This is a genomic window from Aestuariivirga sp. (assembly GCF_046093005.1).
Classification (GTDB): domain Bacteria; phylum Pseudomonadota; class Alphaproteobacteria; order Rhizobiales; family Aestuariivirgaceae; genus Aestuariivirga.
In genome coordinates, this window is sequence record NZ_JBJTER010000120.1 from 1 (window position 1) to 20,461 (window position 20,461).

The 20,461-nt window shown below is 64.7% G+C and carries 22 protein-coding genes; 9 read left to right on the forward strand and 13 right to left on the reverse strand.

Annotation, left to right across the window (positions count from 1 at the left end; translation table 11 throughout):
- The first annotated feature begins 60 nt into the window (after positions 1-60).
- From ACKOED_RS10260 to ACKOED_RS10275, 4 genes are all read left to right on the forward strand, one after another.
- A complete protein-coding gene (locus ACKOED_RS10260; protein WP_408916539.1) occupies positions 61-576 on the forward strand; it encodes a flavin reductase family protein in 516 nt (171 codons plus the stop codon).
- 240 nt (positions 577-816) lie between these two features.
- Positions 817-1,185 (forward strand): hypothetical protein, encoded by a 369-nt coding sequence (locus ACKOED_RS10265; RefSeq protein ID WP_408916497.1) that lies wholly within the window; start codon positions 817-819, stop codon positions 1,183-1,185.
- A gap of 28 nt (positions 1,186-1,213) precedes the next feature.
- Positions 1,214-2,431, forward strand: a complete 1,218-nt coding sequence (locus ACKOED_RS10270) for an MFS transporter (RefSeq protein WP_408916498.1) — start codon at positions 1,214-1,216, stop codon at positions 2,429-2,431.
- 257 nt (positions 2,432-2,688) lie between these two features.
- Positions 2,689-3,846, forward strand: a complete 1,158-nt coding sequence (locus tag ACKOED_RS10275) for a DUF2336 domain-containing protein (protein ID WP_408916499.1) — start codon at positions 2,689-2,691, stop codon at positions 3,844-3,846.
- A 33-nt stretch (positions 3,847-3,879) separates the two neighbouring features.
- Here ACKOED_RS10275 and ACKOED_RS10280 read toward each other — a convergent pair whose 3' ends face one another.
- Entirely contained in the window at positions 3,880-4,767 is an 888-nt protein-coding gene (locus tag ACKOED_RS10280; protein WP_408916500.1) for a branched-chain amino acid aminotransferase, read from the reverse strand.
- Between the two features lie 99 nt (positions 4,768-4,866).
- Between ACKOED_RS10280 and ACKOED_RS10285 the strand changes: the two genes are divergently transcribed.
- The 5 genes from ACKOED_RS10285 to ACKOED_RS10305 all read left to right on the forward strand — a co-directional run bounded on the left by ACKOED_RS10285 (position 4,867) and on the right by ACKOED_RS10305 (position 8,497).
- A complete protein-coding gene (locus ACKOED_RS10285; RefSeq protein ID WP_408916501.1) occupies positions 4,867-5,412 on the forward strand; it encodes a MarR family winged helix-turn-helix transcriptional regulator in 546 nt (181 codons plus the stop codon).
- Positions 5,393-6,085: a response regulator gene (locus ACKOED_RS10290; RefSeq protein WP_408916502.1), complete on the forward strand. Its 693-nt coding sequence runs from the start codon at positions 5,393-5,395 to the stop codon at positions 6,083-6,085. Before ACKOED_RS10285 ends, ACKOED_RS10290 begins: the two co-directional genes overlap by 20 nt.
- 14 nt (positions 6,086-6,099) lie before the next feature.
- Positions 6,100-7,446: an ATP-binding protein gene (locus tag ACKOED_RS10295; protein WP_408916503.1), complete on the forward strand. Its 1,347-nt coding sequence runs from the start codon at positions 6,100-6,102 to the stop codon at positions 7,444-7,446.
- A gap of 7 nt (positions 7,447-7,453) precedes the next feature.
- Positions 7,454-7,924, forward strand: a complete 471-nt coding sequence (locus ACKOED_RS10300; protein ID WP_408916504.1) for a hypothetical protein — start codon at positions 7,454-7,456, stop codon at positions 7,922-7,924.
- Positions 7,925-8,008: 84 nt separating this feature from the next.
- Complete coding sequence (locus tag ACKOED_RS10305) at positions 8,009-8,497, forward strand: hypothetical protein (protein WP_408916505.1); 489 nt, start codon at positions 8,009-8,011, stop codon at positions 8,495-8,497.
- On the opposite strand, the gene ACKOED_RS10310 is transcribed toward ACKOED_RS10305, so the two are convergent.
- The 12 genes from ACKOED_RS10310 to ACKOED_RS10365 form a co-directional block, all read right to left on the reverse strand.
- Positions 8,480-8,647: a hypothetical protein gene (locus ACKOED_RS10310; protein ID WP_408916506.1), complete on the reverse strand. Its 168-nt coding sequence runs from the start codon at positions 8,645-8,647 to the stop codon at positions 8,480-8,482. The genes ACKOED_RS10305 and ACKOED_RS10310 overlap by 18 nt on opposite strands.
- Before the next feature lie 119 nt (positions 8,648-8,766).
- On the reverse strand, positions 8,767-9,204 hold the full coding sequence (locus ACKOED_RS10315) for a hypothetical protein (RefSeq protein ID WP_408916507.1): 438 nt from the start codon (positions 9,202-9,204) through the stop codon (positions 8,767-8,769).
- Between the two features lie 12 nt (positions 9,205-9,216).
- Entirely contained in the window at positions 9,217-9,573 is a 357-nt protein-coding gene (locus tag ACKOED_RS10320; RefSeq protein ID WP_408916508.1) for a hypothetical protein, read from the reverse strand.
- A gap of 1,224 nt (positions 9,574-10,797) precedes the next feature.
- Complete coding sequence (locus ACKOED_RS10325; protein ID WP_408916509.1) at positions 10,798-11,154, reverse strand: hypothetical protein; 357 nt, start codon at positions 11,152-11,154, stop codon at positions 10,798-10,800.
- A 371-nt stretch (positions 11,155-11,525) separates the two neighbouring features.
- Complete coding sequence (locus ACKOED_RS10330) at positions 11,526-12,479, reverse strand: 3-hydroxyacyl-CoA dehydrogenase NAD-binding domain-containing protein (RefSeq protein ID WP_408916510.1); 954 nt, start codon at positions 12,477-12,479, stop codon at positions 11,526-11,528.
- Between the two features lie 3 nt (positions 12,480-12,482).
- Positions 12,483-13,286 (reverse strand): carnitinyl-CoA dehydratase, encoded by an 804-nt coding sequence (locus ACKOED_RS10335; RefSeq protein ID WP_408916511.1) that lies wholly within the window; start codon positions 13,284-13,286, stop codon positions 12,483-12,485.
- Between the two features lie 8 nt (positions 13,287-13,294).
- On the reverse strand, positions 13,295-14,332 hold the full coding sequence (locus ACKOED_RS10340) for an LLM class flavin-dependent oxidoreductase (RefSeq protein ID WP_408916512.1): 1,038 nt from the start codon (positions 14,330-14,332) through the stop codon (positions 13,295-13,297).
- A 107-nt stretch (positions 14,333-14,439) separates the two neighbouring features.
- A complete protein-coding gene (locus ACKOED_RS10345; protein ID WP_408916513.1) occupies positions 14,440-15,564 on the reverse strand; it encodes a serine hydrolase domain-containing protein in 1,125 nt (374 codons plus the stop codon).
- Positions 15,542-15,946: a carboxymuconolactone decarboxylase family protein gene (locus ACKOED_RS10350; RefSeq protein ID WP_408916514.1), complete on the reverse strand. Its 405-nt coding sequence runs from the start codon at positions 15,944-15,946 to the stop codon at positions 15,542-15,544. Before ACKOED_RS10350 ends, ACKOED_RS10345 begins: the two co-directional genes overlap by 23 nt.
- A gap of 30 nt (positions 15,947-15,976) precedes the next feature.
- Entirely contained in the window at positions 15,977-17,173 is a 1,197-nt protein-coding gene (locus ACKOED_RS10355) for a Gfo/Idh/MocA family protein (RefSeq protein ID WP_408916515.1), read from the reverse strand.
- Between the two features lie 182 nt (positions 17,174-17,355).
- Complete coding sequence (gene mutL, locus ACKOED_RS10360; RefSeq protein ID WP_408916516.1) at positions 17,356-19,086, reverse strand: DNA mismatch repair endonuclease MutL; 1,731 nt, start codon at positions 19,084-19,086, stop codon at positions 17,356-17,358.
- 44 nt (positions 19,087-19,130) lie between these two features.
- On the reverse strand, positions 19,131-20,459 hold the full coding sequence (locus ACKOED_RS10365; RefSeq protein ID WP_408916517.1) for a M16 family metallopeptidase: 1,329 nt from the start codon (positions 20,457-20,459) through the stop codon (positions 19,131-19,133).
- Positions 20,460-20,461: the final 2 nt, after the last annotated feature.

Consider the following 20,461-nt stretch of genomic DNA (forward strand, 5'->3'; position numbering starts at 1 on the left):
GTGAAGAACGACCACGGCTTCGAATACGACCCGTTCTAGGCCCTCGTCGCGCCACGCCCCATCGGCTGGATCTCGTCGGTCTCGGCGGAGGGTGTCGCGAACCTCGCGCCCTACAGCTATTTCAACGCCTTCGCCCAGGCGCCGCATTACGTGGCCTTCGGCAGCGGCCCGCCGAAGGACTCGCTGCGCAACATCGAGGCCACGGGCGAATTCGCGGTCAATCTCGTGAGTTTCGATCTGCGCGAGGCCATGAATGCCTCATCCGCGCATGTGGCGGTGGATGAGTTCGAACTGGCGGGGCTTGCGAAGGCGCCCTGCCGGCTGATCAGGCCGCCGCGGGTGGCGGCGAGTCCCGCCTGCCTCGAATGCCGCCTCCATCGCATCATCCCGCTGCCGGACGATGATGGCGCCGCCGGGGATCATATGGTGATCGGCCGGGTCCTCGGCATTCACATCGACGACCGCTACATCGCCGATGGCCGGGTCGACACGGTGGCGATGCGGCCGATCGCCCGTCTGGGCTACAGCGAATATGCCACGGTCTCAGAAGCCTGGCGGATGCGCCGCCCGGACTGAGCGGGAGGGGCGCTGCACAGCCGCCACTGAGTCGCGGGAAGCGCCGGGTTTTCAGGCCTTGTTCCGGGGCTGCGGCCCCTAACCCTGGTGGAATTGATTCTTGCGTGATTTCAATTAGCTAAGGCCAATGCAAAGTTTGCCTGAAGGTTGCGTTAACGCCTCATTAACCATGAGGGCGCAGGAGTCGGCTCCTACACGGTGACAGGCTGCGGGGCCTCGGAACTGGAGACGGATGTGGACATGACAAGTTGTCTGCTCATTGATGAGAATGGCCGGAGCCGGCGGCATCTGGAACAGATGCTGGCGGGGCTGGGCGTGCGCACCTTCCTCACCAACCGCGCGGATGAGGCGGTCCGCTTCTGCAACGACAATTCGCCCGAGGTGGTGATGGTCTCGGCCGCGGCCGGCGGCGGCATGACGCGCGACGTCGTCAAGCGCTTGCGGCTCAGCGGGCGGGGCCGCCCGCCGGTGGTGTTCCTTTATGCCGAGACGCCAGACACCGCCATGTTCGGCCAGACTATTCTTGAAGGCGCGGCGGAGGTCTTGATGTTGCCATTCGACCGCGATTTACTGCATTTCAAGTTGCGCCAGGCCGGGCTCGCCGTGTGAGCGCGGCCGCGCCGCCGCCGGAGACCTGATGATCAACCGTTCCCTCTGGGTGCTGCTCGTGTGCGTGGCGATGCTGTGCCTGGGGCAGGGCCTGAGCGGCTCGCTCGTCAGCCTCGCCGCCGACCGCAATTCCTTCGGCACCGATGTTACGGGCTTCGTCATGGCCGGCTATTCGGCGGGGCTCTTGCTGTCCGCCTATCTGACGCCGCGGCTGGTGCGCTCGGTGGGCCATGTGCGCACCTTCGCGGGCCTGGCCTCCACCGTCTCGACGGCCATTCTGCTGTTTCCCCTGTGGGTCGAGCCGGGCTTCTGGTTCCTGCTCCGCGTCATCTCCGGGCTTTGCGTCTCGGGCATGTTCATCGTCTGCGAGAGCTGGCTCAACTCCGCCTCGTCGAACCAGAACCGCGGCCAGGTGATGTCGTTTTACATGATCGTCACCTATGGCGCGCTGGGCCTCGGGCAATTGCTGCTCAACGTCTCGGACGAGTCGGGCTTCGTGCGCTTCATCATCGTTTCCTGTCTGCTGTCAATGTCGCTGGTGCCGCTGATTCTGCTGCCCGCCGAAGCGCCCAGCGTCGAGGGCGCCCGCCCGATTGCCATCCGCGACATCTGGGAGGCCTCGCCGCTGGCGGTCATCGGCGTGTTCGCCTGCGGCCTGGCGCAGGGCGCGTTCTTTGCGCTGGGCGTGGTGTTCGGCCTGGCCAAGGGCCTGCCGCTGGTTTCGGTGTCGATCATGATGGCGCTGCCGCCCTTGGGCGTTATCTTCTCGCAATATCCGATTGGCTGGATCTCGGACCGCTTCGACCGCCGCACCATCATCATGCTGCTGAGCCTGGTCTCGGCGGTCATCGCGGCGATCACGCTGGCCGGCGGCAACTATCTGTCGCGCCTCCTGCTGATCTCGCTGGTCACCGCCTTCGGGGTCATCGCGCTGCCGATCTATTCGCTCGTCGTCGCCCATGCCAATGATCATCTGCGCAAGGACCAGGTGTTGGGCGCCGCGGCCAAGCTCATCCTGCTCTATGGCGTGGGCTCGCTGATCGGCCCCCTCGTCGTCGGCGCCATGATGCGGCGGATCGGCGGCGACGGCTTCCTGATCTACATGATCGCCGTCCAGGCTTCGCTTGCCGGTTTCGCGCTGTGGCGGCGCTGGCGCAAGCCCGATCACCTCAAGGCCCAGGGCAGCGATGTGATGACGGTGAGCCCGGTCGCCACCACCGCCAAGGCCAGCCTCACGCCCGAATAGGGTCCGTATGAAGGGATGGTATTCGCTCCCCGGGCTTGGCTTGGGGTTTGCGCTCCCCTCTGTCATCGCCCCCGGGGCTTGCCCGGAAGTCCTCTTTGCCGGCCACGAAGAGGATGCCCCGCCTCCGCAATATCAAGATTCAATGGCCGCGCCATGGCGCATTAAACCGAGAGCGCCATGCTCCCGGCGGTTAACGATCATGGTAAACGGATTGTTAAGCCTTGCGTGGAATCATCCAATCATCCCGCAGAGGTTTCATGCCAGATCACCCCCCTCCGCCCACCGCTTCCGGCCTCGATCTGAAGCCGCTCCTGGCCATCATCGCCGCCGGCGGCACGGAAGACCGCATCGCCCTCGCCCGGCTGATGGGCGATCTCATGTCAGCGCCGCCCGCCGGGCCGGATGACGCGCATCTGCTGCTCGCCATGGCCCTGGGGCTGGCCGCTGACCCCGATCTCGACGTCCGCCACGCGCTCGCACAGGCGCTGGCCCCGGTGAGCCAACTGGAAAGCGACCTGCTGTTCGCCATTATCTCTGACATTGACCCGATCGCGCTTCCGTTCCTCTGCGCCACGCCCAGCCTCACGCCCTGGCATATGCTGGCCGTGCTGCGGGTGGGCGACGTGGCGCGCCAGGCCTCGGTGGCGCTGCGCCCTGATCTTGATCCGGCGCTCGCCGCGCTGATTGTCCAGGAGCTGCCCTGGCCGGTCAATCAGCTGCTGCTTGAAAACCCCGCCGTTTCCCTGTCCGGTCCGCAATACTGGACGCTCTATGACCGCTTTGGCGGCAGCCCGGAGGCGCTGGATGCGCTGCTGGCGCGGCCCGGTCTGCCGGCCGAACTCCGCATCACGGAGGTCCGCAAAGCGTCGGCCAGGCTGCGCCTGTTGCTCGCCGAGCGGCGGTGGCTTCCGGCCCGCGCCGCCGCCGCACTTCTGGCGGAAACGGAAGAGGAGGCGATCCTCGCGGTTCTGGTGGCCACCGCGGCGGAGGACCTCGGCGGCGCGGCGGCGTTTCTGGAGGAGAACGATCTGCTGACGCCGTCCTTGCTGATGCGCGCCGCTTGCCTTGGCGCCTGGGACGTGGTGGCCGCCGCGCTGGCCGCGCTCGCCGATCTCGAGGTTGCGGAGCTTGATTTCGCGCCGGGCCGTCTCAAGAGCGTTATCGCCAGAGCTGGCTTGCCGGACGCCTGCCTGTGGACGCTGCGCGCCGCCCATGAGGTGGCGGAGGCTGAAAGCCAGGATGTGTTCCGCCTGACCGAAGACGAATTTGGCGCCGAGATGATCGAACGCCTGACTGGCGGCTACCAGGGCATGACGGCGGCGGCGCAGGAACAGAGCTTCGATCTCATCGCCCGCTTCGCATCCCCCGCCGTGCGCCAAGAGGCTATGCTGCGAATGAAGGCCGCCGCGGCGTAGAGCATGGACCTGCCTTATTGCGGCAGCGCTGCCTCAAGCCGCCTTTGATTTCGGCCGCACCGCGTTTGTATAGCCGTCCATCAGGCTGCGGCTGATGTTGCCGGGCGTGAAGCGGTAGGGCCCGACCTCGGCAACCGGCGTCACCTCAGCGGCCGAGCCGACGATGAAGCACTCGTTGAAGCTCGCAAGCTCCTCCGGCATGATCCGCCGCTCGATCACCTCGAGGCCCTGTTCCTTGGCCAGGGCGATCACCGTCTGGCGGGTGATGCCGTTGAGGAAGCAATCGGCGATCGGGGTGTGGATGGCGCCGTCCCGGGTGAAGAAAATGTTGGCCCCCGTGCACTCGGCCACCCGGCCCTGCCAGTCCAGCATCATGGCGTCGGCATAGCCCTTCTTCTCCGCCTTGTGCTTGGAGATGGTGCAGATCATGTAGAGGCCGGCCGCCTTGGCATGCACCGGCGCGCATTGCGGATCGGGGCGGCGGAACTCCGCGATGTCGAGCTTGATGCCCTTCATCTTGGTCTCCGGATCGAACATCGACGGCCAGGCCCAGGTGGCGATGGCCACGTGGATTTTGTTGTGCTGGGCGGAGACCGCCATCATCTCCGAGCCGCGCCAGGCCACCGGGCGCACATATTGGTCGCCGCCGCCGTTCAGCTCAACCACCTTGTCCTTGGCGGCGTTCAGCTCGTCGACGGAATAGGGAATGGCGAAGTCCATCAGCTCAGCCGACGTGTGCAGCCGGATCGAATGCTCGCGTGATTTGAAGATCACGCCGCCATAGGCGCGCTCGCCCTCGAACACGCAGGAGCCATAATGCAGGCCATGGGTGAGCACATGCACCTTGGCCTCCTTCCACGGCACGATTTCGCCGTTGAACCAGATCCAGCCGTCGCGCTGATCGAAGGGAATAATGGCCATGATCCGATGCTCCTGTCCGGCGGACCGGCGGTTAGCGCCGCCTGTTCCGCAGTATTTTTGCTCTGGCCAAAGCTATCGCGCGGGAGTAAATATGTCAATATGGCTGACATAATTTCCCCTCCAGAATCCGGACGCGAAGCGCCAGGCGCCGCGCCGCTCAGCGAACAGGACACGGTGGCGCTCATTGAGCTCATGTTCTTCGCCTACCGCGATTTCGTGTCCGATCCGGACGAAATCCTCGGCCAGTTCGGTTTTGGCCGCGCTCATCACCGGGTGCTGCACTTCGTCGGCCGCGACCCCGGCATGACGGTGCAGCAGCTGCTCGACATTCTGCGCATCACCAAGCAGAGCCTGGCCCGGGTGCTGAAGGAGCTGATCGACAAGGGCTATGTCTACCAAAAAGAAGGCGAGCATGACCGCCGCCAGCGCCTGCTTTTTCTCACGGCGGCGGGCGAGGGGCTGCGCCAGCGCCTCATGCGCCCGCAGATTGACCGCATCCGGCGCGCCGTGGCGGCCCCGGGCGGCGGCACCGCGGCGGTGTTCCGCAAGCTGCTCTATCACATGGTCTCGCCGCAAAACCGGGAAGCGGTGCGCGGCTGGATCGAGCGCGCCTGCCTGCTCGGCGATGAGGGCTCCCGTGGATGATCTGCCGCACATTCTGGTGGTGGACGATGACCGGCGGATCCGCAACCTGCTGCAGGCCTATCTACTCGACAACGGCTTCCGCGTTTCGGTCGCCGGGAGCGCCGCCGAGGCGCGCGACAAGATGCGCGGCGTCGCCTTCGAGCTGGTGGTGCTCGACATCATGATGCCGGGCGAGTCCGGGCTGTCGCTCACCGCCGCGCTGCGCAACGAGGGAAGCCGCGTGCCAGTGCTGATGCTGTCGGCTCTGGCCGAAACCTCCGACCGCATCGCCGGCCTCGAAACCGGCAGCGACGATTATCTCGCCAAGCCGTTCGAACCGCGCGAACTGCTGCTGCGCATCCAGGCGCTGCTGCGGCGGCGGGACCAGCCGGAGCGGAGCAGGGCGGAGGTGGCGTTTGGCCCGTTCGTGTTCCATGTGCAGCGCGGCGAGTTGCGCAAGGGCGGCAATGTGGTCCGGCTGACCACCCGGGAAAGGGATTTTCTGCGCCGGCTTGCCGCCAGCGCCGGCCAGGCGGTGGCGCGCGCCGAACTGGCGCCCGATTCCTCCGATGAGGGCGGCCGCGCCGTCGACGTGCAGATCAACCGTCTGCGCCAGAAGATCGAGGATGATCCGTCCACCCCGCTTTATCTCCAGACAGTCCGGGGAACCGGCTATGTCCTGCTGGCGGACTGAGGAGCGCTAGGCGGATGCCCCGCAACCGGCTCTATGACTGCTTCAACGCCTTTCTCGAGCGCCACATGCCGGAAGGGCTGTTTCCGCGGGCCCTGATCATCCTTGTGGCTCCCGTCGTGCTGCTTCAGACGATCATGACCGGGCTTATCTTCGACCGGCATTTCGAGAACGTCTCCAAGCTTCTTGCCCGCTCCTTCGCGCGCGATGTAAGCCTGCTCGTCCAGCTCTATGAGGAGTCCGGCGGCGGCCCGGCCGCCACGCAGCGCATCCTGGAGCTGGCCAACGGCACGCTGGGCCTTGGCCTGACGATCGGACGCGGCGAATTGCCTGAACCCTTGCCGGATCCGCTGTTCTCGCGCGCCGACACGCGGCTGACCCGCGAACTCACCGTTCACATGGGACGCGAGTTCTGGATCGACACCGGCAAGCTGCCGGAGTTCGTGGATGTGCGCGTCAAGGTCGCCGATGGCGTCGTCTTTCACTTCCTGACGCGCGGCGAAAGAACATTCGCGACCAGCACCGGTTTCCTGCTGCTGCTCATGTTGCTGTCCTCGGCCTTTCTGCTCGCCATCGCCATCGTCTTTCTGCGCAACCAGATCAGGCCGATCACCGACCTCGCCAGCGCCGCCCAGCGCTTTGGCACCGGCCGCGACGTGGGCGTCTTCAAGCCGCGCGGAGCGCGCGAGGTGAAGGCGGCCGGAGAGGCCTTCCTCGACATGCGTGACCGTATCGCAAGGCAGGTCGAGCAGCGCACCACCATGCTGGCCGGGGTGAGCCATGACCTCCGCACCATCCTCACCCGCTTCAGGCTGGAGCTTGCCGTTCTGGGGGATGGGCCGAAGGTGCAGCTGCTCAAGGAAGACGTCGACGAAATGCAGCGCATGCTTGAGGCCTACCTGGCCTTCGCCAAAGGCGATGGCGGAGAAGCGGCGCAGGAGGCCGATCTGGGAACGCTCGTCGGCAACGCGGTGCGCGCCACCGGGCGCGGCGGCGGAAATGTCGCCGTCGCCGTGCCGGAAGGCCTGGCTGTGCGGGTCATCCCCAATGCCTTCGGGCGGCTGCTCGTCAATCTCATCGGCAACGCCGTGCGCTATGCCAACACGGTTTCGGTCACCGCCAGCGTGGCCGATCACATGCTGACCCTGACGGTGGACGACGACGGACCCGGAATTCCGGCTGCCAAGCGGGCCGACGCGTTCCGGCCCTTCGTGCGCCTCGACAATGCCCGCAACCTTGATGAGACGGGAACCGGGCTGGGACTTGCCATTGCCCTGGACATCGCCCGGGCGCATGGCGGCGACATCCGCCTCGAGGATAGCCCGAAAGGCGGGCTTCGCGCGGTGGTGCAAATTCCGGTATGACGTTCCCGTGACCGACTACCGGCTCGACCCGCTTTGGCTGAAGCTCAACATGATGAACGCCGAAGGCCTCACCGCCTTCGCGCCGCTGGCCCAGGCGCTGCAGACGCAGTTGGGCTACAACGCCGCGGCGGCGCAGCGGATCATCGAGGAATACCGCAAGTTCCTGTTTCTTGCGATGCGCGCCGGCCATCAGGTGATTCCTCCCGGCATCGTGAACGATGCCTGGCTCATGCATATCGAGAATGTGCAGGACTACTGGGAGACGCTGGGCGGCATGATCAGCGAACGCCCGCTCGCCCATGGCCTCGGCACGGCTGGCGGCGCGCCGGCCGCGGATGCCTGGAAAGCGACGCTCGACTCTTACGAGAGGATCTTTGGCGCCAAGCCGCCCATGGACATCTGGGGCGGGGGGCCGGATGTCGCCAATCCATGGATGCGGGCCATGGCCATGATGCGACGGTTTTTCGCCCGTGGCTGATAACGCCGCCTGCCCGTCTTGCCGCTGTGCTGATCACGTGCAAACTATCAGGTTCTGAGACTCAACTTGCAGGGGCCATCCATCATGCCTGACCTGGCTATGAGCCTGGCGCTTCACGGCGTCCTGTTGTTTGTCGTTGCGTGCGTGCAGGGTTTCCTGATCCCGGTTGCCGCATCTCCGCGCCTTGCCCTCACCGCTCACTCCAAGGCGGTGATCCACGCCGCGGCGCTGGCGCTCTGCGCCGTCTCGGTCTTGTCCGGCGCCGTCGTGCTGGGCCCGACAGCCAGCCGGATCGCCCTTGCCCTGCTGGCGGGCGGGGCGTGGTTGTCGCTGATCGGCGATGTCTGGGCAAGCCACCAGGGGCGAGGGTCCCACTTGCCGCTTGCCGCGCAGGCCGCCGGGCAGCCGTGCGATCCCGCCGAGCAGGACTATGCCGTTCCCAAGCCGTCGCGCCGCCCGGCCGCGGGCAAGCCTCTGGTCTCGACCATGCTGGTGAAGGCAAGCGCCGTGCTCATGCTGGCCGGCGGACTGGTGCTGCTCTATGGCGCCGGCTGGTCACTGCTGCTGATCTGACCCGGCCCGCGCCGCGCGCACCGCCTTCAGAACGCCCACGATGGCGCGGTCGCGCTCGGCGGCCATGTCCTCGAAATGGCGGCCGCGGGCCATCTCGTGGCAGCCCTCCACCATGCGGTCTCGCAGCTCCCTGGTGAGTTCCGGGGCCACCAGCCTGGTCCACGGCAGCTTCGACGCGCGGCAACTGTCAGGTGATTACTGTTCCTGTACATCCTGTGCGTCAGCAGCTGAAAAACTAGTACGAGGACGTTCATTTTCCGGATAGTCACTCATCTTTTCACCCTATCAAAATCTGAATAGCTTTTCCTTCCTGTCCCATCCAAGACCATTTCAAAATATATCATTTCATCTGACGCAGTGATGTCTATTCTGCAGCCTACCCATTCATGAGGCTCTTCTGGAGTGGCCAAATTGTAACGGCAAACTGCATATTGCATCTTTTCCTGCTCGCCGGTCTCTCTCAAGCGTCTATCTATTTCTAGTTCCGCAAGTCGAACGGAGTCCGCTGGGGATATGGAGTACCACCAAACAACAATAGGAACATATACGACCCATACGATTGGAAGAGAACAGATGATTATCCCTAAAATTACAAGTAGCAACCTTGATCTCGGCGATTGCTTGCTCATACAAAGTCCTTCAGCCATATCTGCCGCCGCGAGATCCAACGTAGTCGTCGGGTCTTCAGGAAAGGAGTAGTCCTGCATCAATCCTACACCTCACCCAAACACAAAATCATCCGGCACGAGTTTCGTCAGCGCCACCCCGGTGGGCGTCACCGTGCCCAGGCTGCCGAAGTCCAGTACTGTGTTGCCGCTGGACTTGCTGGCCGCGGCGATGACCTCCGCGAAGCTATAATATGGACTCATTCCTGCAGCCACGTTCTCTTGATAATTCAGTCCGAGACCCGCCGCCTTGGCGATTGGACCGCCAATCTTTAACATATTTGAAGTGTTCTGCCCCAGCCAAGCCCCTTGGCTTTCAGCTGCCAGAGCAACCTCCGCAGCGCCACCAAGTGCGTCCGCCAGAGTAGAACCGGCGACACCGCCGGTGGATTTTCTGCTGTTATCGCTCATCATCAATCCTTACTGCCGCCGCGTACTACGTGATACCAGAGCACTAACACCATGCCTCCTCCAACCAATGTACTAAGAAGGCCATTTTCTGTAAGTTGCCAGGTAATAAAACTACCAAGTGGTGACAGAAAGAATATAATCCACGCGGTTTTTCGAGAGATTTTCATTGATCACCACACTTGAAAGACATCATCGTTGATTATTTGTCTCACCCGAGATAATCCACGAGCCCACAAAGGGTGAGATATCTAGCAACAGGTTCTCGGCTGCCATATGGATCAAGCGCAGGCCTCATCGCCGCTAAACATCTTCTCGACTTTTGCTTATCGCGAGCAAGCCCAATCTCACGCTTTAGGAACGCATTCTTGCTGGCAATCACTCTTGCTGGCTTGACAGCCGGCATGGTGACAAAGCAGCCGGTGGTCCCGTCACCAATCATTGTGGTGACGAAGAACCGATGATCGAGATTTTGAGGCACTCCGTCGGCGTTTTCGCTCCGCATGCCAATTGTTCTTCTTGTGCCGTTCGTTGGGGCTTCGTTGACCATTTCCCCTCACCCAAACACAAAATCATCCGCCACGAGTTTCGTCAGCGCCACCCCTGTGAGCGTCACCGTGCCCAGGCTGCCGAAGTCCAGTACCATATTGCGACTCAACGCTTAGCCGCCACTCGCTATGACATTGTAGCTTAACCTTGCCGAGACGAAGCCGACCGTCAGCTGACCGGTGAAGCTGGCATCATTAGCTACGCTGACCCCAACAGCTCCATACCCGAACGAATAGCCACCCCCACCACCTACGATAAAGTTTCCTTGGCCAGACATACTTTTGCGCTCCCTTCAGACCATAGAGATCAGTTTTGTGCGACGAAGAACAGCAGTGAAATTATAAGAGAAATGCTAACCACCAACATGAAGGGCAGTGCAAACAATACCCGAACTTTGGGCGTTAATTCCTTTGCAACTGGAAGTCCGGCGTCAGCAGACGGCCCGATTGAACCGCGAAATCCGCTATCTTTGCTGAAGTCCCATTTATTGCTCCAATAGAACAGTAATTCTTGTGTCCAAATTATCAGAACACATATAAATATTGTTCCAAATATTACAAACGAAACGATCACTTCAATTCTAGAAAATGTACTATCCATCACAGCACCTAGTACCCCATTTCTTCGACCAACATTTTCGCCATCTGCAACGTTTCTTGAATAGCTGCTCTCTGCCCCTCACCCAAACACAAAATCATCCGCCACGAGCTTCGTCAGCGCCACCCCGGTGAGCGTCACCGTGCCCAGGCTGCCGAAGTCAAGCACCGTGTTGCCGCCGGACTGGCTGGCCGTGGCGATGACCTCTGCGAAGCTGTCATAGGCATCGCTCAGATCGAGCCGCAGTTTGTCACCCGTTCCATTGCTGGCCCGGAAATCAGCAATCATATTAGTGCCGATCTCGCCGGCGCTGTCGATAATGGAAGTGTCATCGCTGGCCCCGCCGGGTCGTAGCTCTTCTCCGGCGGCACCCGCAGGGTCTTTCATCCGCGCCGCGGTATGATCACGGAACGTCGCTTGGTCGTGAGTTGCGCGCATGGCGTTCCAATTCCTCCGCCATCGCAAGCTAGGGCCGCATTCCCCTCAAGGTCAACCCGCTTCGCCATGGACGTTGCGAACCGCCGCTCAGTTTCGTGACCAGATGACTGGGCGTGCCAGACATCAGGCGGCCCGCGAGCATCCTTGGGGCATAGTCCGCGCGCTCGGCGATGTCTCCGGGATCGGCCATTTCGAAAAACCTCTCTGCACGTTGGCTCGGTTTTTCCACGCGGTATCGAACTGGCACGGGCGGTGGGCGTCAGGCCCAGGACCTTTGGCCTCAACGCCGCCAAAAAGAAGATTGCCCGGTCAAGCCGGGCAATGACGAACGTGTTTCGGCTGGACCGGCTGAGCCTCAATGACCGCCAGACTTAGCTCCCGGCCCGCGCCGCGCGCACCGCCTTCAGAACGCCAACGATGGCGCGGTCGCGCTCGGCGGCCATGTCCTCGAAATGGCGGCCACGGGCCATCTCGTTGCAGCCCTCCACCATGCGGTCGCGCAGCTCCCTGGTGAGTTCCGGCGCCACCAGCCTGGTCCACGGCAGCTTCAGCGCCGGGCCGAACTGGTCGAGATTGGTGGCCATGCCGCCTTCGCCGCAGGCCACGTGGAAGGCCATGCACTGGCCCTGGATGGCAAGCCGCGGGGCAGGGCCGTTCATCAGCGCGATGTCGATGTCCTCGGGCGTCGCCTCGCCATTGGCCACCATGTGCAGCGCCTCGCGCCACAAAGCTTCCTGCAGCCTGGTGGCCACGAAGCCGGGTATCTCCTTCGTCATCACCAGCGGCGCCTTGCCGGCATGGGCGTAGAAGTCCCGCGCCCAGGCCACCGCATCAGGCGCGGTCTGCTTGCCGCCGATGATTTCGACCAGCGGCAACAGATAGGGCGGGTTGAACGGGTGGCCGATCACCGTGCGCGCGGGCGTCGGGCACAGCGCCTGGATATCGGTCATCATCAGGCCCGAGGTGCTGGACGCGATCACCACACCGGCGGGCGCCATGGCGCCCAGCTTCTCATATAGCTTCTGTTTCAGCTCGAGCCGCTCCGGCGCGCTTTCCTGCACGAAGCCGGCATCGGCGACGGCCCGTTGCAAATCATCCGTCAGCGTGAGCCGGCCGAGCGAGGCGCCGGGCGCAAGCCCGAGGGCGGTGAGGCTCACCCAGGCGGTGTCGAGGATTTTCCGGTACATCGGCTCCTCGCTCATGGCGTGGAGATAGCCCGTCACATCATAGCCGCGCGCCAGGAAATGCGCCGCCCAGCCAGCGCCGATCGGGCCGCCGCCGATGCTCGCGACCTTCTTCACATCCGCAACATCAGGCCGCGCCATCGCCTATCTCCCCTTGAACACCGGTTCACGTTTTTCGACGAAGGCCTTGACGCCCTCGGCCGCGTCTTCTGATTTCAGCATGGCGCGGTAGACCGGCAGGTCGCCGGTCCGCATCGTGGCGAAAGTCTCGCGCAGCGGCTTGGCCTCGATGGCGCGCAGCACTTCCTTCACCGTCTGCATGGCGAGCGGCGCGGATTTCGCCAGCTGGTCCGCCCACTGGCGCGCCGCCGTCATCAGTTCCGCCGCCGGCACCACCTTGTTCACAAGCCCATAATGCGCGGCCTCCACCGCGCCCATACGGCGGCCGAGCAGCAGCATCTCCATGGCGATGTTGTGCGGAATGCGGCGCGGCAGGCGCTGCAGCGCCCCGGCATCGGGCACGATGCCGAGCGGCATTTCAGGAAGCGCGAACTCCACATGCTCGGCGGCGATGATCAGGTCGCAGGAGAGCGCGATCTCGAAGCCGCCGCCGATGGCGAGGCCGTTCAGCGCCGCAATCACCGGCTTGTTGAGGGTCCAGTTCTCGGTGAGGCCGGCAAAGCCGCCATCGCCATAGTCGCCGTCCTCCCACCAGTTGTCGAGCTTGATGTCGCCGGAATTGAGCGCCTTCAGGTCCCAGCCGGCGGAGAAGATGCGGTTGCCCCCGGCGGTGAGAATGCCCACCCTGAGCTCCGGGTCGTCGCGCAGCAGCGCGAAGGCCTGGCCCATCTCCCGGCTCATGGCGTGGTCGATGGCGTTGACCTTGGGCTTATTGAGCTTGACCTCCAGCACATGGCCGTTGCGGGAGACCTCGACGAAACTGGACATGCCGAACCTCAGTTGAACGCCGGGATCACTTCCTTGCAGAACAGCTCCAGCGAGCGCTTCTGCTCCTTGAGGCCGAGCCCGAGGCTTGCGTAATAGGTGAACTGGTCGACGCCCAGCGTCTCGTAGGGCCTCAGCTTCTCGATCACCTCGTCGGGCGTGCCGAACATCAAATTGGTGGACAGCATCCTGGGGTCGTATTCGGCCCGGTTGGCGATCTCGCCGAGGTCTACTTCCTTGGGGAAGCCGTTCTTCACGTCGCCCAGATTCTTGAACAGGTTTTCAAACTGGCCGAGCTGGCGCTGCGCGGCCTTGACCGGCACCATCCAGTCTTCCTTGCGGTCATAGACCACCGTGTGGCGCATCATCGCGAAGATCGGCCGCGGCTTGCCGGGGTTGTTGGCCAGCGCCTCATCGAGCCGGGACTTGTAGAGTTCGGCCTCCGACATCGGCCGGGTCAGCGGCCAGGACATGATGTTGAGGCCGTATTTCACCGCGAAATCATAGGTCACCGGCGCCCGTGCGGCCACCCACAGCGGCGGGTGCGGCTTCTGCAGCGGCTTCGGCACCGGGGTGGCGAGCGGAAAGTTCCAGTATTCGCCCTTGTGCTCATAATCGCCCTGCCACAGCGCCAGCACGGCGGGCAGCATCTCCTGCATGTATTTCCAGCCGTCGCTCTGCTTGAGGCCGGGGAACATGCGGTCGAACTCGCGCTGGTAGGCGCCCGAGCCGATGCCGAATTCCAGGCGGCCGCCGGTGATCAGGTCGGTGAAGGCGGCCTCGCCGGCCAGCTTGATCGGATGCCAGTAGGGCGCCACCGCCACCGCCGTGCCGAGCCTGATCTTCGAGGTATGGGCGGCCCACCAGGTGAGGATCTGGAACGGGTCCGGCGCGATGGTCATCTCCAGCGCGTGATGCTCGGCCGACCAGACGATGTGGAAGCCGCCTTCCTCCGCCATCTGCACCATCTCCAGCGTGTGGCGGGCAACCTCTTTCATGTCGAGGCTGTCGTCCATGCGCTCCAGATTGATTGCGAGCTGGAATTTCATGCGCGGCTCTCCCGGACTGCTCTGATGAAACCGTGAAATAGTCAGATGGACCTTTCAACCCCATTATCATAATTCCGACAGCAACGTCATGATTTCGCCGGGGCCGATCAGCGCACCGCCGCCATGAGGCGCTCGATAACCGCGATCACCGCCGCGAAATAGCCGTCCTGGTCGCCATGGGGGGTCTCCAGCACGCTGAAGAAGGCGGCGGCGGCCTGTCTTGCCGGATCCACCATCAGGAACTGGCCGGCATAGCCAGGGTGCCCGATCCATGTTCCGTTGCTCAGCAGGTGGTTCCGGTAGCGGAGGTTCGAAGCTCCTCCGTAACAGGTTCCGGCGCCGCTCATGGCATCGGCGAGGAAGGCGCTGGACCGGCCGAGCAGCAAGCCGTAGCGGGCAAGGTCACGCGCCGTCATCACGCCACCGCCGCTCAGCACCGGTACGCCCTGGCAATCAGCCGAGATGTGGAAGCTTCCCGCAAGCCCCGCCGCTTCGATAATATCGCCCACGTGCTCGGCCAGCTTCCGTCCGCTGGCGCGCTCGATCACCCAGCCCAGCATGTCGGTATTGGGCGAGGCGTAGAGCGTGTCTTGGCCCGCCACATGGCCTGGCGCTGGAACCAGCCCGGCGGCAAAGTCGCGGACCCCGAATTCATGCTCGCCGGGCGGCGGCAAGCGCCAGCCCATGGCGATTTCCTGGCGGGCATAGCCCACCGGCTCGCCTTTGGCGGGCGGCGGGAAATAGGGGGCCTGGTAATCGTCGGTGAAATTGCTGGCGATTGCCATGTCGAGCGCGTCCTGCAGGCTGGCGCCGGCATAGGCGGCGCCCGCCTCCGGCACATAACATCCGATCAGCTGCGAAGGATCAGCGAGCCCCGCCGCGATGAGCCGCCCCAGGGCAAGGTGAACGAAGGTCTTGGTGATGGACTGGATGCTGTGAAGCCCTTCCGGCCCGAAATCCGGCGCGTAGCGCTCGAACAGGATGCGGCCATCCCGCACCACGGCCAGCCCGGAGAAGGCTGGGTTTTCCGTGAGATCGCGAAGCCCGGGCGTTGCGGCGACGGCGGGATCGGGGGCGGGCTCAAGTTCGCGCACGACGGCCGCGCGGAAACTCAGGCCGCGGCGGTGGATGAGGTGGAGCGAGCGGAAACTGGCGCGCCGCCGCTCCGGCGTGTTCCACGCCGCCAGCCTTTCGGCGGTGACGGAAAGATCAGCGTTGGGCTGTTGCGCCATCCGGCAGCATGCCCCGTTCGGTCAGCACCTTGCGCGCCGCGCGGAAACACTCCAGCGCCTGCGGCACCCCGCAGTAGATTCCCACCACATGGATGATGGCCCTGATCTCCTCCGCCGACACGCCGTTGTTGATGGCCCCGTTGCAGTGAATTTCCCACTCATGCATCTTGCCGAGCGCTCCCAGCATGGCGAGGTTCATCATCGAGCGGGTCTTGGCGTCGATGGTCTCGTCGCCCCAGCCGAAGCCCCAGCACCAGGCGGTCATCGCCTCCTGAAAGGGGCGGCTGAAACCGTCGGCGGCGCTCAGGCTGCGCTCCACATAGTCCCGGCCCAGCGTGGCCTTGCGCTTCTCGAGACCTTTCAGAAAGAGATCTTCGTCCATCGGATTTCCTTCCGTGTACTGATTGAGTTCTCAGGCCTCGAAGCGCCGGTCTGTCACGTCGCGCACCTTCACCGGCACGCCCTCCCGGGCGGAGCAGATCGCCGCCATGGTGGTGCGGACGTCGCGCAGGCCATCGGCGCCCAGATAGCGCGGCGCGCCGCCGCTGGTCAGCGCCGCGACGAATTCGTGAATCTGGTTCAGGTGCGCCCGGCTGTAATAGGACACCTCCGACTGCCAGATCTCGTCGCCGCCCTCGTCGAAACGGAAGGTGAGCGTGTCCTTGCCCTGGCGGTGAAGCACCAGATGAACATCCTGGCCCTGCCAGTTGAGGCCCCTGCCGCCTTCGCCCAGCACCTCGATCATGCCGGTCTCGCCGATCACGCTCACCGAGAAGCCAAACATCGGATCGTATTTGCCGGTGAGCGCCTCGGCGCGCATCCATACGCCCTGGCAGGCCGGGTCGTCATAGCTCCAGGCGATGATCGGTATGTCGCCCGCATTTTCCGGGCGATACATGCCGGCGTGGCCGCTGCCGCCATCGCGCGCGTTCATCCAGGAAATGTCCGAGCGCAGCGAATAGACCTCGCCGATGCGGGTATCCTTCATCAGGTATTCGGCGGTGGCGAAGAAATGCACGCAGTGATCGAACATCCAGGGAAAGCCGGCGCCGCCGGCCCTGGAAGAATCCATGCGCCAGCCGCGGTGATCGGCGGTGATGGGCCGCGCCGTCTCGAGCGCGCCCGGCCGTTCGATCCAGGAACCAAACCGCTGCCGCACCTGCAAGGGCCTGCCGATCTCGCCCGCCTCGATCAGGGCGCGGGCCTTCATGATCGGCGTCATGAAGATGTAGGATTCGCCCACCGCCAGCGTGACGCCATGCGCGGCGGCGGCGGCGCAGGCGGCCTCGCCCTCGGCCAGCGTGAGGCAGAACGGCTTTTCGCACAGGATGTTCTTGCCGGCCCTGGCGGCGGCGGTCGCCATGGGGGCGTGCAGCAGGGTGGGGGTGGTGATCTCGATCGTGTTGATGCCGGGATCGGCGAGCATCTCCTCATAGGAGGTGTACCAGCGGGGGATTTGGTAGCTTGCCGCCACCGCCTCGGCGCGCGCCGCGTCGAGGTCGCAGACGGCGGCCACCTCGGCCTTCGGGTGGGCCTGATAGGCCCGGATGTGGGAATCGCCCACCAGCCCCAGCCCAACAACGCCGACCTTGACCCTGGAGAGTGTCATCGCCTCTGTCCTTTCATGCCGCGCGGACCTGACAGACCTTTTAGCAAGCGGCCGCCCCTTCAAGAAGGGGTCTGAGTTTAGTCCTATCCCGTACTAGCAAATCATTCCTTTTCACTGGCAGGGAAGGTCCGGCCGCGGCGGGCCGGCCCCGCAGGCGGGAAGGAGAACCCGCGCCCGCCATTCTACCGTCGCCCGAACAATTTCTCGATGTCGGCGAGTTTCAGTTCGATGAAGGTGGGGCGGCCATGGTTGCACTGGCCGGAATTGGGCGTGGCTTCCATCTCGCGCAGCAGGGCGTCCATTTCCTCCGGCCGCAGCCTGCGGCCGGCGCGCACCGAGTGGTGGCAGGCCATGGTGGCGAGCATGTGGTTGAGACGCTCCTCGAGATTCGCCGTCTCGCCGGTTTCAGCCAGCTCGCCGGCAATGTCGCGCACGATGCCGCCGATGTCGGCCTTGCCGATTGCGGCGGGAACCTCGCGCACGATTACAGCGCCGTCGCCGAAGGCTTCGAGCGCCAGGCCGGTTTGGGCCAGAAGTTCGGCGGCGGCGGAAAGCCGCTCGACCTCGCCGGGATCGAGTTCCACCACTTCCGGAACCAGCAGTGGCTGGGCTTCGATGCCGCGCCCGGCGCGCTCACGCTTGAGGCGTTCATAGACCAGCCGCTCATGGGCGGCATGCTGATCGACGAGGATGAGGCCGCCGGCGGTCTGCGCCACAATGTAGCTGTCATGGATCTGGGCGCGGGCCTGGCCCAGCGGATGATTGGCGGCAGGCGGCGGCGTGGCGGCTGCGTCCGGCGCGGCGGCGGGCGGCATCGCCATGTCGAAGGCGGCTTGCGCCTGTTCGGCGAAGCCCGAAGGCCGGAACGGCGGCGGCATGCCCGGCCGGAAGCGTTGCGCCGCCTGGCGGGCAAGCCCGGTATCGGCAACCGGGCGGCCGCCCAGCGCGGCGCGGATGGCGCTGACGATCAGCCCGCGCACCAGGCCGCCATCGCGGAAGCGCACATCGGCCTTGGCCGGATGGACGTTCACGTCGACGCGGTCGGGCGGGCAGGAGACGAACAGCACCAGCGCCGGATAGCGCCCGCCCGCCATGACATCGGCATAGGCGGCGCGGACCGCCCCGGCCAGCAGCTTGTCACGCACGCTGCGGGAGTTGACGAACATGTATTGCAGGCTGGCCGCGTTGCGCGAGAAGGTGGGAAGCCCGGCATAGCCCCGGACCGCGACGCCCTCGCGCGCCGCCGCGAAAGCCACCGCATTGTCCATGAACTCCGCCCCCAGGATGCGGCGGATACGATCCTCCCCGCTGTCGCCCTTGGGCACGTCGACCACGCGGCGCTCCTCGGTGACAAACGAGAAGCCGGTTTCCGGATGCGCGAGCGCCAGCCGGCGGACAACCTCCGCCGCTTCCGCCGTTTCAGTGCGGTCGGTCTTGAGGAATTTAAGACGGGCCGGCGTGGCGAAGAACAGGTCCTTGACGTCGATCTCGGTGCCCCGCGAGAGCGCCGTGGGGCGCGGCGGCAGAATCGCGCCGCCCTCGACCGCGATCATATGCGCATCGCCGCCGCCCCGCGGGCGCGAGGCAATCACCAGCCGGCTCACCGCGCCGATCGACGGCAGCGCCTCGCCGCGGAAGCCGAGGAAGCGGATGTCGATCAGGTCATCGTCGGGGAGCTTCGAGGTGGCATGGCGCTCGACCGCCAGCGCCAGGTCCTGCGCGCCCATGCCGATGCCGTCATCCGTCACGCGGATCAGGCTCTTGCCGCCGCCGCGGAAGGCGACGTCGATCTCGCTGGCGCCAGCGTCGACAGCGTTTTCGACCAGTTCCTTGACGACGCTGGCCGGCCGTTCGATCACCTCGCCGGCGGCGATGCGGTTGACGGTGCCTTCGGAGAGCCTGCGGATTCGCATGCGCCCAGTTTAGCGCGGCCAAGGCGCTGAGACAGCCCCCGGTGTCACTTGAGCCCTTCCGGGCGGCCTACCACGCTGACGATCAGCCGGCCGGGGTGCAGAAGCCGCTTCGCCTGTGCCTTGACCTGGTCAAGCGTCACGGCCGCCACCAGCGCATTCCGCTTCTCCACATAATCAATGCCGAGGTTCTGCTGCTGCATTCCCAGGAGTTGCCCGGCGATGGCCGCGTTGCTGGAGAAGCGCAAGCCATAGGAACCGGTGAGATAGGTCTTCGCCTCATCGAGCTCGGCCTCAGTGGGGCCTTCCGCGGCGTATTCGGCAATCACCTGGCGGGCTACCTCGAGGGCCTCGCCAGCCGTCTTGTTCGAGGTTTGCAGCACGCCGGCATAGAAGCCGGTGCGTTCATAGGGCATGAGACCAAAGCTCACGCCATAGGTGAGCCCGCGCTTCTCGCGGATTTCTTCCGTAAGCCGCGAGTTGAGCCCACCGCCGCCCAGAATCTCCGCCATTACGAAGGCGGGAATGAAATCAGGGTCGCTGCGCAAAATGCCTTCATGGCCGAACACGATGACGCTCTGCGGCATGTCGCGGCCGATGACGTTCAGCCCGGGGCCCATCTCCGGCCTGGCGGGCGGCAGTGCTGGCTGCGGCGGGGCCTTTTCGGGAAGGCCGCCGAACACCTTGTCGAGCAGGGGGCCGAGTTCAGCCGCCGTGATGTCACCCACCACCGCGACCTGCAAATCTTGGCGATTGAAGACGCGGCGGTGCGCGGCGCGCAGGTCCTCCGCGGTCATGGCCTGCATGGTCTCCTCGGTGCCGCCGCTGCGGCGCGCATAGGGATCGCCCGGCAGAAGCTTCTCGGACCAGGCCTGCCAGGCGATGCTCTGCGGGTCTTGCTTCGTGTCCCGCACGCTCACCAGAAACTGGCGCCGCATGCGCTCCAGCGGCTCCGGGTCGAAACGCGGCGCGGTGATGGCCAGGCGGAGCAGATCCAGCGATTGCGCCCGGTTCTTGCTCAGCGTCTGGAAGCTTCCCTCGAAGAAATCGTAACCGGCATCGAAGGACATGCGGAAGGCAAGCTCTTCCTTCTTCTTCTGGAAATCCTCGGACAGCATGTCGCCCGCGCCCTCGTCCAGCATGCCGGTGAGGAAGGTGGATACGCCGTCCTTGCCCTCCGGGTCTTGCGCGCTGCCGCCGCGGAACGAGAAATTCATGGCCATCAGCGGAATGGCCTTCTCCTCCACGAGCCAGGCCGTGATGCCGCCGGGGCTGGTCACTTCCTGGATGGTGAAAGCCCGCGCCGCGGCGGGCAGCGCGAGGGCCAGGCAGGCGGCCAGCAGCAGGCCGGCAATGCTTCGTATACGGAGCAACACGC

What these genes read in the sequence shown, in the direction of transcription:
- ACKOED_RS10355 (WP_408916515.1), bottom strand. Translation starts at nt 17,173, where the DNA reads ATGACACTCTCCAGGGTCAAGGTCGGCGTTGTTGGGCTGGGGCTGGTG.
- ACKOED_RS10305 (WP_408916505.1), top strand. Translation starts at nt 8,009, where the DNA reads ATGCCTGACCTGGCTATGAGCCTGGCGCTTCACGGCGTCCTGTTGTTT.
- ACKOED_RS10320 (WP_408916508.1), bottom strand. Translation starts at nt 9,573, where the DNA reads ATGAGCGATAACAGCAGAAAATCCACCGGCGGTGTCGCCGGTTCTACT.
- ACKOED_RS10275 (WP_408916499.1), top strand. Translation starts at nt 2,689, where the DNA reads ATGCCAGATCACCCCCCTCCGCCCACCGCTTCCGGCCTCGATCTGAAG.
- ACKOED_RS10350 (WP_408916514.1), bottom strand. Translation starts at nt 15,946, where the DNA reads ATGGACGAAGATCTCTTTCTGAAAGGTCTCGAGAAGCGCAAGGCCACG.
- ACKOED_RS10345 (WP_408916513.1), bottom strand. Translation starts at nt 15,564, where the DNA reads ATGGCGCAACAGCCCAACGCTGATCTTTCCGTCACCGCCGAAAGGCTG.
- ACKOED_RS10285 (WP_408916501.1), top strand. Translation starts at nt 4,867, where the DNA reads ATGGCTGACATAATTTCCCCTCCAGAATCCGGACGCGAAGCGCCAGGC.
- ACKOED_RS10265 (WP_408916497.1), top strand. Translation starts at nt 817, where the DNA reads ATGACAAGTTGTCTGCTCATTGATGAGAATGGCCGGAGCCGGCGGCAT.
- ACKOED_RS10280 (WP_408916500.1), bottom strand. Translation starts at nt 4,767, where the DNA reads ATGGCCATTATTCCCTTCGATCAGCGCGACGGCTGGATCTGGTTCAAC.
- ACKOED_RS10340 (WP_408916512.1), bottom strand. Translation starts at nt 14,332, where the DNA reads ATGAAATTCCAGCTCGCAATCAATCTGGAGCGCATGGACGACAGCCTC.
- ACKOED_RS10270 (WP_408916498.1), top strand. Translation starts at nt 1,214, where the DNA reads ATGATCAACCGTTCCCTCTGGGTGCTGCTCGTGTGCGTGGCGATGCTG.
- ACKOED_RS10290 (WP_408916502.1), top strand. Translation starts at nt 5,393, where the DNA reads ATGAGGGCTCCCGTGGATGATCTGCCGCACATTCTGGTGGTGGACGAT.
- ACKOED_RS10315 (WP_408916507.1), bottom strand. Translation starts at nt 9,204, where the DNA reads ATGCAGGACTACTCCTTTCCTGAAGACCCGACGACTACGTTGGATCTC.
- ACKOED_RS10325 (WP_408916509.1), bottom strand. Translation starts at nt 11,154, where the DNA reads ATGCGCGCAACTCACGACCAAGCGACGTTCCGTGATCATACCGCGGCG.
- ACKOED_RS10335 (WP_408916511.1), bottom strand. Translation starts at nt 13,286, where the DNA reads ATGTCCAGTTTCGTCGAGGTCTCCCGCAACGGCCATGTGCTGGAGGTC.
- ACKOED_RS10295 (WP_408916503.1), top strand. Translation starts at nt 6,100, where the DNA reads ATGCCCCGCAACCGGCTCTATGACTGCTTCAACGCCTTTCTCGAGCGC.
- mutL (WP_408916516.1), bottom strand. Translation starts at nt 19,086, where the DNA reads ATGCGAATCCGCAGGCTCTCCGAAGGCACCGTCAACCGCATCGCCGCC.
- ACKOED_RS10330 (WP_408916510.1), bottom strand. Translation starts at nt 12,479, where the DNA reads ATGGCGCGGCCTGATGTTGCGGATGTGAAGAAGGTCGCGAGCATCGGC.